Genomic DNA, 13,250 nt, shown 5'->3' on the forward strand with positions numbered 1-13,250 from the left:
CATCAAGAATCGGTGCAGGAGGATGTTTCCACATCAGGTTGCAAAGTTGCAAATTAGAAAATCTAATACTTCGAAGCGGCCGATTTCGCCCTTGCCGAGCTAACGGGTCTGGAGTCGGCCAATATCTCTAGAATACGTTTCCAGCGGGCGCACCGCCCGAAGTCTTTTTGCTCGATCGCCTTTTCGGCTTTCATCGCGGCATAGAGCGGCGCCTCGGCGCCGAACTCCTTGAGCAGCCAGAATGCTTCCTGTCTGGCGAGGCGTTCATCGTCGTCAAGCATGGTTTTCAGCCTCCGAGCGTTCTATGCCCACCGCAATGCAACTACCGATGACGAGTACCGCACCGGCAATCGCGGTCAGCGTCAGCGTTTCACCGGACAGCGTCAGCAGCAGTGTCGAGGCGATCGGCGTCAGATAGGCGACAACCGCAACCTTGCCGCCGCCTTCGAGTTTCAAGGCGCGCGACCAGAAATAATAGCCCAGCCCCATCGGACCGGCGCCGAGATAGAGGCCAAGCAGGAGGTCCGCGCCAGTTGGCCAGGCCGCGCCGTCGTGAACACACCAGAGCAAGGTCAGGCCGACGCCGACCAGGGCCGAAGGCAAAAGCAAACGCTCCGACGGTGTGGCCAGGCGGGCGACCGCAATCGAATAGAACGCCATGCACAGTGCTGAGCCGAAGGCGGCGAGATAGCCGACGATGCTGCCCTGGAGAAAAGGCTGGCCGCGGCCACCCGAGATCACCAGCGCCACGCCGACAAAGCCGAGCACGGCAGTCGAGCCGAGGAGCACAGGGCGTTGCGGCTTGCCCAGCACGATGACCGCCGCCGCGACCATCAGCGGCCAGGTGTAGGCGACGAGATTGGCCTCGATCACCGGCATTGAGGCAAAGGCGATGTATTGCAGCACCATGGTGCCGACCAGGCCGATGATGCCGACCGCAATCGCCCGGGCGCCCGTGGCTGCGTTTTCCGGCGTCGCGTTCTTGCGGCTCGCCAGATGGATGACGGCGAACACCAGTGCCGCTCCGCAAAACTGCAGCAACTGCACGAGCGATACCGGATGGCTGGCCAGCAGGGATTTGCCGACCAGCGCATTGGTCGACCACAGGGCGACCGCGCCGGCGGCGAAGACCAGAGCGGATGGCGAGCCCGATCCATCCCGGAACCGCCGGGATGGTGCCCTGTTTCCATTGCCGACCATGATTTCTTCCGAACCGACGGTCAAACCGGTGTCCACTTCTGTGCTCAGGCTACCATGATTCCCTTGACCCGCCCGGGGACGGCGCATCGGCCGCCGCCGCAACCGGACGCTCTTCCTCGAAGCGGCGATAGGCCGGCAGCTGGTTTGTCCAGACGTCTTCGGCCAACTCGTTGACCCATTCGCGATCATGATCATTGTCGGCTGCGAGATAAAACATGCGGTTGTCATCGACATAGGGCTTGGCCACCGAGCGCTGGTTGAGCACCAGCGTAACGCGCTCACCGAACTGGATCGGTGCCGTCCGGTGCAGAACGCCAAGAAACTGCCCGAGCGTCGCGTAGTTCATCTTGTGGTCAATGCGCATGATGCGGTTGCGCGGGATCTCGCGGCCGGATTCGAGGATGGCTCGGCCGGTCTCGGAATCATCGCAGTAGATTTCGAGATGGCCGCCAACCAGCGGATTGCTGATCGACAGCGGAATGAGTTCGGTGACCGGAACACCGTCGCAATGCCAATCGACGGCGCCGTCCTTGGGATTCATGAAGGTGACGGTCGAACCGACGATCGACAGCGGGTACGGCTCGAGTTTGGTGCCCATCATATCGGACAGACGTTCCAGGCGCAGCTTGTCATGCAGGAGTTCCTTGATCTCCGGAATGAAGCGATCGGCGCCGGTGATGAAGGTCAGATCGAGATGCTTGTGCACGGCGTGGCTGGACTTGAGCTTCAACGCCGCCTCCTCGATCGCCGCCAGCAACGCCGGGTCGTAGCCGTGCAGATACTGCGCAACGCCAAAACTCGACACTTTCCAGGCTGTTTCGTGACCGATAATGGCTTCACGGCTCATCGCACAGCGCAAATCGGGAATGGTATGGGCGTTCATTCTACTTCTCCAGGGTGGGGGCATCACTTGGTAAACAGTCGATTAATTCCCCCACCCCTGTAAAATTAGGAATGCTGGTGCTAGTGTAAGCCCAGCTTAAGGTCGAAACGCGTGCGTCTGCTCAGTCAGGTCAACCTCAATTCGCTGAAGATTGTCGAAAGTGCCGCCCGGCACCGTAACTTTACGCGCGCCGGCGAAGAGCAGTTCATTACTGCTTCCGCGGTCAGCCAGCGTGTCAAAAGCCTCGAGGACCAGCTGCGTTTCAAGATCTTCCAGCGTGGCGGCAATGCGGTTTCGCTGACGCCCGAGGGCGAGACCTATGTGTCGCGCGTTCGCGAGGCGCTGGAGCGGATCGTGGCAGCCAGCATGGAAGCGACCGGACAGTCGCAGGCGCATGTGCTGAAGATTTCGGTGCTGCCGACTTTCGCCGCGCGCTGGCTATTTCCGCGTCTGCCGCTGTTCCAGCGGCAATATCCCGAAATCGAGATGCGGGTCTCGACCTCCTACGCCACCAATGAGTTCGCCACCTCCGAGTTCGACCTGGAGATCCGCTACGGAGACGGCAGCTTTCCAGACCTGGCGGCAGACCTGTTGTTCAAGGAGGATTTGACGCCGGTCTGCAGCAGGAAGCTGTTTCACGAGATTCTCGGCGATAAGCCGCTGTCAAAGGTGACGCCGGACGACCTCAGGTATTTCACGCTGCTGCATTCCGACACCTGCACGCAGAACTGGCAGTCGTGGCTGGGTTTTGCCGGCGCGAGTTCCGTGCTCGGCGAGGCCAAGAGCATCTTTTTCGATTCCTGCATGATGTCCTATGAGGCGGCCAATGCCGGCATGGGCTTTGCAGTCGCCAACCGCGCCTATATGGCGAGCGACATCCGCGCCGAGCGGCTGGTGGCGCCATTTGCCGTACATCACCCCAACACCGCCGGCTGGTATTTCGTCAGCCCGGTCACCGCGCCCTACGCGCGCAAGGTGGAACTGTTCAAGCAGTGGATCATGGCTGAGGCGGCGCTGACGCAGTGCCAACTGGACGCCGAGATCGCCAGCGGCCCGGTGCTGCGGCAGGCGATGGCCTGAGGTCGCCAGGCCTGTCACTTCACCCCACGCGAAACGCGCCGCCAAAGAGTGTCTATCTTAACGGCTGCAAATCTGTTGTGGTTCCCCTGGAACGCAGCACGTCTCCCTTGGAGCTAATAGCCACTTCGGCGGAAAAATACTTCTCCTTCGGGTCGTTGTTGACGATGTAATTCAACAGAACGACAGCATCATCTTCTTCGAAGATTTGATAAGGAAATCGAAGCCATTCATGGTTCGAGTGCAGCACGATGCAGCACACAGGGTTTCTATTTATTAGATCCTCCAAAGACGCGTAGTTAACCGACCCAACTCTCCTTTCCACTTCTCTGCCCGCCGCTATCGCGATGAGCTGACGGTCGCTCAGTCGTTCCCGGTAGTTGTAGGCTACAGTCCACAAGACCAGCGCCGAGATTGTAATCGAGGCGAATATGAGGGCGCCGGACAGAACCTTTTTCATCTTTCCGGCAGTAACTGCGCAGAGCGGACCAGTCGTAGCGACATGCTGCAGGATTTCAGGGTTTTTCTGTTGAATTTTGTGCAGGAGCGCCGTCATGAAGCAGTCGATGCGGCCCACCTCATGACGCAGAGGAAAGACTCAGCTATCTTCGGTCGCGCGGCGGGCCTGTTTTCCCGCTTGGCCGGCGCTTTCAGCTTCCTCCCAAGCGGCGCCGGCCTTCTTCCCCGCTCTTGTTTTGCTATGCGCGCCTGTCGTACTCTCGGCTCAGGCAATCGGTTCCGATTGGGTTCACCTGAAGCGAGCTGATTGATGATCGACGACATTGAGCGCGACGGTTTCGCTGGCCCGTTTCCGGTTCTAAGCCGAAAGGAACGTGGCCGCCTTCTGCCCAGGCTGATCAAGGAACGCCAGAAAAAGAAGGTTTGGAGCAAGGCGTCCGCTGTCGCCAATCATCACTACTACAAGATCGCCAGCGACCCGCGCATCCTCGAGCTGGTACGCCCGGTCCTCGGCGAAGACATCATTCTGTGGGCCGCGCATCTCGTCATCAGGCGTCCGGACACGGAGCATCCGTTTCACTGCGATGTCGAATCGTCATCGGCCGATGGCGGCTTCCTAACCGTGTGGCTGGGCCTGGAGAACACAAATTCCGCGTCGGGCCTCAAATTCGTCAGGGGTTCGCACCGCTACGGCGCCACGGTTCAGGAGATCAAAGCCAGGCTTGGAATGAATGCGACGGAAAATTCCGATGCGGCTGTGCTGGATGCAGCGCGGACTTTTGCCCAAGACGCAACAATCGTTCAGCCCGACGTTTGCGACGGTGCAGCGCTGGTCTTTGACGGCAGGGTCTGGCATGGCTCGCACAATCCGTCGACGACCACACGCGTCGCCTTGCTGCTGCAATATGCCCGCGCCGACCGCCCGGTCTTCATTCCTGAAGCCTTCGAATGGCCGTTTCGTTTCAGGACGGAGCCAAGACCGCCGGTACTGGTCGTTTCCGGCCGCTCGCCGATCGGTGTCAACCATATCGCCAGACCGCCCGGCGCGCGCAGGCTTGCCGCGATACCGAACGCCGCGTTCGATCTGCCCGAACTGCCGGCCAAGCCGGTGGCACATTTCGCCTCGATGCCACACTTTCGCGGCCGCACGGCTAAGATCGAATTCATGGACGCACACTCATCGGTACTGGCGCCCGGCGCCACGCCGCATCCACTGCACGCCCATGTGGAAGAAGAGATCCTCATTGTCGTTTCGGGGCAAGCAGCGTTGATAACCGCCGACGACATCGGGTCTGAGAGCGTTCGACGCGAGACGATGAACGCAGGCGATTTCGCCTATTATCCCGCCTTCCAGCCGCACACGCTGGTCAATGCCAGCGACAGACCAGTGCTCTACACGATGCTGAAATGGCGCAACGAGCGAGGCCATGCGCCGGGCGAAGCGTCGAAGCTGGCCTTCGTGCGGGGCTCAGACACGCTGTTTGCCACGGCGGATCTCGGCAAGCGCAATCGGGGAACGATCCTCAACGCGAGGACCAGATGGCTCGATCGACTGCACTGTCATGTCTCGATCGCGATGCCTGGCGTCGGCTACGCGCCCCATGCCGACCGTTATGACGTGGCCATTGTCCTGTTTTCCGGTGCGATTGAGACGCTGGGCAAGCGGGTCTCGGCTCCGGCGCTGCTTTATCACCCTGCCGGTGCAATGCACGGGCTGAAGTCCATCGGCGCCGAACCCGCGCGCTATCTCGTCTTCGAACTGGACAAGACCGTATCGCGCTGGTCCACCCTGCTCCACGCCGCCCGAAATCTGCTGGGGCGGTAAAGATTCATCTTGGCCGCGATGACCCGGATCATTGCGCCGGTGGCGGTTGTTCGTCACCAGTTGCCGGCTTCGGCGTCGGCTGCGGGACTTGATCGACCACGGGCGCCTTGGTCGGCTGGATGTTGTTGTCGCAGGCCGCGAGCCCCAAGCCAACGGCAAACAGGATCAGAAGCCTCTTCATGGCTACCTCCTTCGTCCGCCCTCCCCGTTGCTCTCCTTCCCCATTTGTAAGGCAACGAGGTGGCTGCACTTTGGTTGCACGTCCGCAAGGGATGCCTAGCCGGCGGGGGAATAAAACGCCGCCTTTGCGGTTGGTTGAGCAAAGGAGATCACGCCATGATCCGTCTGCTCATAACCGGCCTTGTCGCCTATGCCGCCTATCGCGCCGCCAGAAAAGTCATCGACGAGGTGCCCAACGATTTCGAACCGCTGCCGATGCCCGGCGACGAACGCGCCTTGCGGCGCCAATCGGCGGCGATGGGCGTGGCTCCGCGAAGATAGCCCAACCATCAAAGAGGGATAAAGGCGTGGTAGAGGCCGGGCGCTCGCCCGTTGCGAACAAAGCGGAAACGATGCTTGATGGGCGATGACCATCGCCATCAATGATTCGACTTTGCAGCCTGCCTATCTGGCGAAGCTCAACACCGAGCAGCGGCTGGCCGTCGAGCATGGTGACGGCCAGATCGCCGGGCCGTTGCTGGTGATTGCCGGCGCCGGCTCCGGCAAGACCAATACGCTCGCCCACCGGGTCGCGCATCTGATCGTCAAGGGCGCCGATCCGAGACGCATCTTGCTGATGACGTTCTCGCGCCGCGCCGCCACCGAAATGGCCAGGCGGGTGGAACGCATTGCCGGCGAGGTGCTGGGCCGCGACGCGTCCGTCATCGCCGACGCGTTGAGCTGGGCCGGCACATTTCATGGTATCGGCGCTCGACTGCTGCGTGATTATGCGCTGACGATCGGCCTCGACCCCGCCTTTACCATTCACGACCGCGAGGATTCCGCCGACCTGATGAACCTCGCCCGGCATGAGCTCGGCTTTTCGAAGACCGAAAGCCGTTTTCCGACCAAGGGCACGTGCCTGGCGATCTATTCGCGCGCGGTCAACGCGCAGGCGCCACTCGGTGAGGTGCTGGGTTCGGCTTTTCCCTGGTGCGCGGGGTGGGCCGACCAGCTGAAGGCGCTGTTCGCCGGATATGTCGAGGCCAAGCAGGCGCAGAACGTGCTCGATTACGACGACCTCTTGCTCTATTGGGCGCAGATGGCGGCCGAGCCTGAAATCGCCGCGCATCTTTCCTCCCGTTTCGACCATGTGCTGGTCGACGAATACCAGGACACCAACAGGCTACAGGCTTCGATTCTTTCGGCGTTGAAGCCGGACGGCGCCGGACTGACGGTGGTCGGCGACGATGCGCAGTCGATCTATTCGTTCCGTGCCGCGGAAGTGCGCAACATCCTCGATTTCCCCCAGCAATTCGCGCGAGCCGCAGAAGTCATCATGCTGGAGCGCAATTACCGCTCGACCGAGACCATTTTGGCGGCAGCCAACGCGGTGATTTCCGAGGCGTCGGAGCGCTTCACCAAGAATCTGTGGTCGGACCGCAAATCATCGCAAAAGCCGAAACTGGTCAGCGTGCGCGACGAGGCCGAACAAGCAAATTATGTCTGCCAGGCGATCCTTGCCGAGCGCGAGGCCGGCACGGTGCTCAAATCGCAAGCGGTGCTGTTTCGAGCCTCGCACCACAGCGGACCACTGGAAATCGAACTGACGCGTCGCAACATCCCCTTCGTCAAGTTCGGCGGGCTGAAATTCCTCGACGCCGCCCATGTCAAGGACGTGCTGGCGGTGCTGCGCTTTGCCGAGAACCCGCGCGACCGCGTCGCCGGCTTTCGCGTGCTGCAGCTCCTGCCCGGCATCGGCCCTTCGGCGGCCAGTGCCGTCGTCGAGACCATGGCGACATCGCTCGATGAAGCGATGGGGCTGGCCCGCTTCCGGCCACCGCAACGCGCTGCGGAGGATTGGCCGGCATTCGTCGCGCTCTATTCCGGCCTGCGCGCCAGGTCGGGAAAATGGCCGGCCGATCTCGAACAGGTCAGGCTGTGGTACGAGCCGCATCTCGAGCGCATGCACGAGGATGCGACGACGCGGCGGGCCGACCTCATGCAGCTCGAGCAGATCGGTGCCGGCTATGCCTCGCGCGAGCGCTTCCTGACCGAGCTGACGCTCGATCCACCGGATGCGACCAGCGACCAGGCCGGACCGCCGCATCGCGACGAGGACTATCTGATCCTGTCGACCATCCATTCGGCCAAGGGCCAGGAGTGGAAGAATGTCTTCGTGCTCAACACCGTCGACGGCTGCATCCCGGCCGATCTCGGCGTCGGCACCAAGGAAGACATCGAGGAAGAACGCCGGCTGCTTTACGTCGCGATGACGCGCGCCAAGGACGGCCTGCACCTGGTGACGCCGCAGCGTTTTTACCCGCACAACCAGCCGGCGCGCGGCGACCGCAACGTCTACGCCTCGCGCAGCCGCTTCATCCCAGCCTCGATCCTCGGCGCCTTCGAGCAGACCTCGTGGGCGAGCGTCCACGCAAAGGACGATCCGCGCCACAGACCTGAAGTCAGGGTCGACCTCGGCGCCCGCATGCGCGGCATGTGGAAATAGCCGCCGGCCGCAGCCGTGGATGCCGCCCGCGCGGCTATGGCGGCTATGCCGCCTGAGACGCGGCGGGACCAAGTCTAACCCGCGAAAAGATCAATCGGACTTGCCGGCCGACGTCGGGGAGGCTTCGGCCAGCCTCGCCGGCTGCGCGAGCTGCTCCGTGTTGCCGACAAACGGGTAGGCAAGCTGCTGATGATAGAGCGGCGGGACCGGATCATCGGTGCCGTATTTCTGCGGCATCCTGTCGGGCATGAACAAGGTGCCGCCCAGCATATCGAGCAAAGGCAACTGCCCGGCGAAATTCTTGTCCCAGGCTTCGCGCTCATTGGCATGATGCCAGTGATGAAACTGCGGTGACGCCAGCAGCCATTTCAACGGTCCGAACTTGATACGCGTGTTCGAATGGATGAACAGCGACTGCCACTGATAGATCAGTGTGAAGATCAGTATGGCGGTGGTCGAGAAGCCGAGCGCGAAGACCGGCAGGAACGACGCCGATTTGGTCAGGATCTGGTCGACAGGATGGACACGGTGCGCGGCCAGCCAATCCATCTCCTCGATGCTGTGATGGATCGAATGGAAGCGCCACAGGAACGGGACGGCGTGAAAGGCGCGATGCGCCAGGTAGAAGCCGGTATCGGCCAGCACCAGAACCTCCACGGCCTGCAGCCAGACCGGTTGCGACTGCACCGCCTGCGTAAGTCCGGCCGGAACAAATCGGTCAAGCACCAGCATGGCTGTGCCGATCACGAGGAGCAGGCCGATCTTGGTGATGATGCCGTTGAACAGCAGGTAGACGACGTCGTTCAGCCAATGCCGGCGCGTCGATGATTGCTCCGCATGCAGCGGCAACAGCCGCTCCAGCGGAATGAAGATAAGTGCTATGACCAGCACCGCCTTGAGGTCTACGAGATCGGACACCCTGCCCTCGTTGCAGCCGAAGATCGGCTCACCGGAGATTAATGGCCAAGGGATGAACGGATTGTTGACGTTGGCTGGCCGCTGCGGATCAGGTCACCAGGCCCGCTCCGACCCTATTGCTCGGTCTCAATGGAACGTTGCCGGGTCGCCGGCCAGCAGGCCGCGCGGCCCTGTCGTCTCAAAACTGACCTGGTCTCGCCCGTTCGACTTGGCCTTGTAGAGGTGCCGGTCGGCCGTCACGAACATGTCGGCATAGGTGGTGGGTCCGCTGAAGGCGACGCCGCCGATGCTCACCGAAAGCGGACAAGGTCGTCCACCCGGGGAAAAATCAACCTCGCGGATGCGCCGCCGAATCCCCTCGGCGACCAGCCAGGACTGCGACGGGTCGGCGCCGGGCAGGAAAACGGCGAACTCCTCGCCGCCGATGCGGCCGACAATGTCGGCGCCGCGCAGCTGGGCCTTGATCGTCTCGGCAATCAGCTTCAGCGCCTGATCGCCGCAATCGTGACCCAGTCGATCGTTGATGGTCTTGAAATGGTCGGCGTCGACGATCAGCAAGGCGCCGGCATTGACGACGGCCTGGCTGCGCGCCTGGTCGAGATAGGCTTCGACCAGCATTGAAAACGCCCCGCGGTTGAACACTGCCGTCAGGCTGTCGGTCGCCGCGACGATGCTCAGCTCTTTCTGGGCGATGGCCAGCTGACGCATCTTGTACATCAGGAAAGAGAAGAACGATCCACCCAGCACAAGCGGCAGCAACAGGTCGGTGAGCTTCGCCCAGCGCAACGCATCAGGCGACAGCGACGGAAAATTGTAGGAATCGACAAAGAAGGCAGCCGCGATACAGATCGCCGTGCCGACAACTGTGACCGCTATGACCCTGCCCCAGCTCGTGGGCGACAGATCGATCCGCATGCCATTCTCCCATCGTGTCCGCCATTTTGCAGTGGGAACACAAATGAAACCCTAAAACCTTGCCTTCAATTGTAATGTGGTTAACAGCCCATCGATAGCACCGCCGATCGCCATGACGATGCCGGCGGTCACAAAAGCCCGCCACTCGCGTAGCGGGCTTTCCGACTGACCGGAGGAGAGTGCCGTAAAGCCTCTCGGCTGGTTTCGACACTCCCGGCGAAACCCGTCTCAGCGACGGGAGATCATCAGGCAGAGCTGCCGCAGGTCGCGGTCGTAGGTGCCCTCGCTGCTGAGGACGTCGATGCAACGCTTCTTCATGCGTGTCAGCTGGCTGCTCGACATGCTGGCAACGACGCCGGGCAGACCCAGCGTGCTGACAGTTCCCGGAGTGCCAGGAATGCCTGACGTACCAACTCCGGTGCCGACACCAACATTGGCGCTCGTGCCGCCGAGCGTCGTTCTCAGCGCGGCATTGACACCATTGCCTGTGCCCAGGGTCGCATTGGTCACCGCGCCGCTGGTCCCGCCCAAGGACACCGTGGCCGCGCCACCGCCGCCACCAATAACGGCGTTGCCATTGGCGCCGCTCGTGCCGCCGATAGAGGCGCTGGCGTCGGTGCTGCTGCCGCCGAAGGAGGCATTTGCGTTGGCTCCGTTGGCACCGCCGACATTGCCGTTGGCTGAATTGCCACCGATGGAAACGCCGCCGATGCCACCAAGGCCAACCTCAGCCGCACTTGCAGGAACGGCAAGAATAACGACAAGCGCTCCGCTTGCAAATGTTCTGGCGATTTTCCGAACGATACTAGACATGACACTCTCCTCTGTTGCCCTTCCAGTCCCGCATTGCAATCTCTTGGAAAATCCATCGTATTGCTCATGCACCAAGAGCTACGCTTGGAGATGCATTCCGGTTTCAACGTACTTTCTGTTTCCGTGAATCTTAGTTTTTGAACATTTCATTGCCACGCTAAAACAAGGCGCGCTTTATTCTAAAACTTTATAAGTTACTAATATAAGACAACCCAATCCTGAAATCAGGCGTAGGCGCGGCCTTCCTCGCTGCGCTGGAACTGTACCAGATCGAGCGGGACGGAAGGCCGGCCAAGCACGGTCAGGATCATGTGGGCCTGGCCGCGATGATGGGTCTGATGGTTGAAGAAGTGACTGAGTGCCGGCGCCAGCCGCTGCGACACGGTGCGCATGTCGGAGATCGTCATGTAGGAGAAGCGGCCAGCAAGCGCCTTGTCGCTCATGCCGCCGACCCAGTCGATGATCCGCTTGTCCTCCGCTTCGCGTGCCAGGCTGAGGACTGACAAGGCGCGGTGGAGGATCGTATCGGTCCTCGAAGGTGCGTCGCCCTCGCCGGTAAAGCGCTTCATCCAGACGCGGTCGGCGGCCAGCAAATGATTGAGCGTGCCCATCATCGAACCGAAGAAGGCGCCGACATCCCGTTCGAATTCTTCATCCAGGAGATCGGCGGCGGCCTCATAGATGCGGCCATTGGCCCATTGATTGTAGGCCGCAAACATCATGAAATGCTGTTTCATCTTTTCTTCCCGCCGACGAGTTCCGCTTCAACCGCAGGCGCCTAATTAGACCGCGAGGACGCAGCCGCCAATGACCATTCTGTTCTACGAACTCGTCGGACGCGACACGTCCCGTCCGTTCAGCCCGCATTGCTGGAAGATTGCCATGGCGCTTGCGCATAAAGGGCTGGACAGGTCCAGCCTGCCAACGCGCTTCCTCGACGTGCCGAGGGTCGAAGGCGGCATCTCGAAGACCGTGCCGGTGATCCGCGACGGCGATCGTGTGGTGGCCGATTCCTTTGCCATCGCGCTTTATCTGGACGAGGCCTATCCCGAGCGGCCGACGCTGTTTGGCGGCGACGGCGGCAAGGCGATGGCGCGTTTCATCGAGCGGTGGTCGCAACTCACCGTCCATCCCTATGTCACCACGGCCGCGCTGCTCGACATCCACGCCATGCAGGACGACGAGAACGCCGCCTATTTCCGCACCAGCCGCGAGCAACGCTTCGGCAAGCCGCTGGAGGCGGTGACGGCCGCCCGCGATGCCGGGCTCGCCGGCTTCCGTGCCGCGCTGGAGCCGCTGCGCTCGATGCTCGGCTATCAGCCGTTCATCGGCGGCGCCTCGCCGCTCTTTGCCGATTACATCGTCTTTGGCGCGCTGCAATGGGCACGCATCACCTCGCCCTACCGCTTGCTCGACGACAGCGACATCGTTGCGCAATGGTTCGGACGCTGCCTCGACCTTCATGACGGCCTTGGCCGTACGGTGGAGGCGGCGGCAGCCGCCTAGGAATTAGGGAAATAGCCAGTAGGCAATAGGGTCTCCGCGCTGTATTCCCTACTGCCTACTGCCTATTCCCAACAAAAGCCTCCCGATCGCCATGCCACCCCCCGATTTTACCGACGATTTTCGCACCGGGCTGGTCGCGCTGCTGCGCTGGCGCCGGGATGTGCGGCGCTTCGAGCGGACGGCTTTGCCGGAGGGCACGCTGGAGCGGCTGCTGGAGCTTGCGTGCATCGCGCCGTCGGTCGGGCTCAGCCAGCCGTGGCGCTTCGTCGTGGTCGAGAGCGCCGAACGGCGCGCGGCCGTGAGAGACTCTTTCGAGCGCTGCAATGCCGAGGCGCTGGCATGCTTTTCGGGCGAGCGCGCCGCGCTCTATGCCCGGCTGAAGCTCGCCGGCCTCAATGAGGCCCCTTGTCAGTTCGCGGTTTTCGCCGACCGCACAACGGAACAGGGCCACGGGCTCGGCCGCAAGACCATGCCGGCGACCATCGACTACTCGGCCGTGATGGCGGTGCATACGCTGTGGCTGGCGGCGCGGGCGGAAGGCATCGGCATGGGCTGGGTGTCGATCCTCGATGCGGCCGAGATGGCTAAAATCCTCGACACGCCGCCCGAATGGACGCTGATCGGCTATTTCTGCCTCGGCTATGCCAGCGAGGAGCATGATGTGCCGACGCTGGAACGCGAGGGCTGGGAGCAGCGGCGGCGGCCTGTGGTGATCAAGCGGTAGTGCCGGTCACTTTCCGGCGACAAGTCACCTTCTTGGCGATAAGTCACTTGGTCTCATCCTTGGCGATGAGCTTGACGCAGATCGGGTCGCCCTTCGCCATCGGGGCGCATTGCCATTCCGGACCGAAGCCGAAGTTCGTGTTCTTGCCAAGACCGGGAAAGAGCAGCAGGGCAACGACCAAGCCGCCTAAGACGGCAACCATGAGCAGGATGCCCTTGATATCCCCGGGTCTCCGATCGTGCCAGTTCATCTCGTCAAAGCT

Annotated in this window: 16 protein-coding genes; 6 read left to right on the plus strand and 10 right to left on the minus strand. The window is 61.8% G+C overall.

The window, feature by feature from the left end:
* Nucleotides 1-62 precede the first annotated feature (62 nt).
* Genes AC1D1B_RS08265 through AC1D1B_RS08275 form a run of 3 tightly spaced genes read right to left on the minus strand, consistent with a single transcriptional unit; the run spans nucleotide 63 to nucleotide 2,083 of the window.
* Entirely contained in the window at nucleotides 63-281 is a 219-nt protein-coding gene (locus AC1D1B_RS08265) for a hypothetical protein (protein ID WP_477264497.1), read from the minus strand.
* Nucleotides 274-1,200, minus strand: a complete 927-nt coding sequence (locus AC1D1B_RS08270) for a DMT family transporter (protein WP_477332103.1) — start codon at nucleotides 1,198-1,200, stop codon at nucleotides 274-276. The genes AC1D1B_RS08265 and AC1D1B_RS08270 overlap by 8 nt, the downstream gene beginning before the upstream one ends.
* Nucleotides 1,201-1,249: 49 nt before the next feature.
* Nucleotides 1,250-2,083 (minus strand): hypothetical protein, encoded by an 834-nt coding sequence (locus AC1D1B_RS08275; protein ID WP_477331050.1) that lies wholly within the window; start codon nucleotides 2,081-2,083, stop codon nucleotides 1,250-1,252.
* Between the two features lie 111 nt (nucleotides 2,084-2,194).
* On the opposite strand from AC1D1B_RS08275, the gene AC1D1B_RS08280 reads away from it, so the two are divergent.
* A complete protein-coding gene (locus AC1D1B_RS08280; protein ID WP_477331052.1) occupies nucleotides 2,195-3,163 on the plus strand; it encodes a LysR substrate-binding domain-containing protein in 969 nt (322 codons plus the stop codon).
* Nucleotides 3,164-3,215: 52 nt separating this feature from the next.
* Here the strand turns inward: AC1D1B_RS08280 and AC1D1B_RS08285 are convergent, their stop codons facing one another.
* Nucleotides 3,216-3,716 (minus strand): hypothetical protein, encoded by a 501-nt coding sequence (locus AC1D1B_RS08285; RefSeq protein ID WP_477331054.1) that lies wholly within the window; start codon nucleotides 3,714-3,716, stop codon nucleotides 3,216-3,218.
* A gap of 213 nt (nucleotides 3,717-3,929) precedes the next feature.
* Between AC1D1B_RS08285 and AC1D1B_RS08290 the strand changes: the two genes are divergently transcribed.
* Nucleotides 3,930-5,444 carry a cupin domain-containing protein gene (locus tag AC1D1B_RS08290; RefSeq protein WP_477331056.1) on the plus strand — a complete coding sequence of 505 codons (1,515 nt, stop codon included), beginning with the start codon at nucleotides 3,930-3,932 and terminating at the stop codon, nucleotides 5,442-5,444.
* Nucleotides 5,445-5,472: 28 nt separating this feature from the next.
* On the opposite strand, the gene AC1D1B_RS08295 is transcribed toward AC1D1B_RS08290, so the two are convergent.
* Nucleotides 5,473-5,625, minus strand: a complete 153-nt coding sequence (locus AC1D1B_RS08295) for a hypothetical protein (protein WP_477331058.1) — start codon at nucleotides 5,623-5,625, stop codon at nucleotides 5,473-5,475.
* 155 nt (nucleotides 5,626-5,780) lie between these two features.
* Here AC1D1B_RS08295 and AC1D1B_RS08300 point away from each other — a divergent pair, with 155 nt between their 5' ends.
* Complete coding sequence (locus AC1D1B_RS08300; RefSeq protein WP_477331060.1) at nucleotides 5,781-5,945, plus strand: hypothetical protein; 165 nt, start codon at nucleotides 5,781-5,783, stop codon at nucleotides 5,943-5,945.
* 85 nt (nucleotides 5,946-6,030) lie between these two features.
* The gene (locus tag AC1D1B_RS08305) at nucleotides 6,031-8,112 is read left to right on the plus strand and encodes an ATP-dependent helicase (protein WP_477331062.1); all 2,082 of its coding nucleotides are present in this window, start codon (nucleotides 6,031-6,033) and stop codon (nucleotides 8,110-8,112) included.
* 90 nt (nucleotides 8,113-8,202) lie between these two features.
* On the opposite strand, the gene AC1D1B_RS08310 is transcribed toward AC1D1B_RS08305, so the two are convergent.
* From AC1D1B_RS08310 to AC1D1B_RS08325, 4 genes are all read right to left on the minus strand, one after another.
* Entirely contained in the window at nucleotides 8,203-9,030 is an 828-nt protein-coding gene (locus AC1D1B_RS08310; RefSeq protein ID WP_477331064.1) for a sterol desaturase family protein, read from the minus strand.
* A gap of 126 nt (nucleotides 9,031-9,156) precedes the next feature.
* Complete coding sequence (locus AC1D1B_RS08315) at nucleotides 9,157-9,945, minus strand: GGDEF domain-containing protein (RefSeq protein ID WP_477331066.1); 789 nt, start codon at nucleotides 9,943-9,945, stop codon at nucleotides 9,157-9,159.
* 228 nt (nucleotides 9,946-10,173) lie between these two features.
* Nucleotides 10,174-10,758, minus strand: a complete 585-nt coding sequence (locus AC1D1B_RS08320) for a hypothetical protein (protein ID WP_477331068.1) — start codon at nucleotides 10,756-10,758, stop codon at nucleotides 10,174-10,176.
* Nucleotides 10,759-10,982: 224 nt separating this feature from the next.
* The gene (locus AC1D1B_RS08325) at nucleotides 10,983-11,495 is read right to left on the minus strand and encodes a DinB family protein (protein WP_477331070.1); all 513 of its coding nucleotides are present in this window, start codon (nucleotides 11,493-11,495) and stop codon (nucleotides 10,983-10,985) included.
* 70 nt (nucleotides 11,496-11,565) lie between these two features.
* On the opposite strand from AC1D1B_RS08325, the gene AC1D1B_RS08330 reads away from it, so the two are divergent.
* Both AC1D1B_RS08330 and bluB read left to right on the plus strand, forming a co-directional pair.
* Nucleotides 11,566-12,264 carry a glutathione S-transferase family protein gene (locus AC1D1B_RS08330; protein WP_477331072.1) on the plus strand — a complete coding sequence of 233 codons (699 nt, stop codon included), beginning with the start codon at nucleotides 11,566-11,568 and terminating at the stop codon, nucleotides 12,262-12,264.
* A 91-nt stretch (nucleotides 12,265-12,355) separates the two neighbouring features.
* Nucleotides 12,356-12,988, plus strand: coding sequence for a 5,6-dimethylbenzimidazole synthase (gene bluB, locus AC1D1B_RS08335; protein WP_477331074.1), 633 nt, complete (start codon nucleotides 12,356-12,358; stop codon nucleotides 12,986-12,988).
* 43 nt (nucleotides 12,989-13,031) lie between these two features.
* Here the strand turns inward: bluB and AC1D1B_RS08340 are convergent, their stop codons facing one another.
* On the minus strand, nucleotides 13,032-13,238 hold the full coding sequence (locus AC1D1B_RS08340) for a hypothetical protein (RefSeq protein ID WP_477331076.1): 207 nt from the start codon (nucleotides 13,236-13,238) through the stop codon (nucleotides 13,032-13,034).
* Nucleotides 13,239-13,250: the final 12 nt, after the last annotated feature.

Source organism: Mesorhizobium sp. P2_C5_2, from assembly GCF_056404535.1.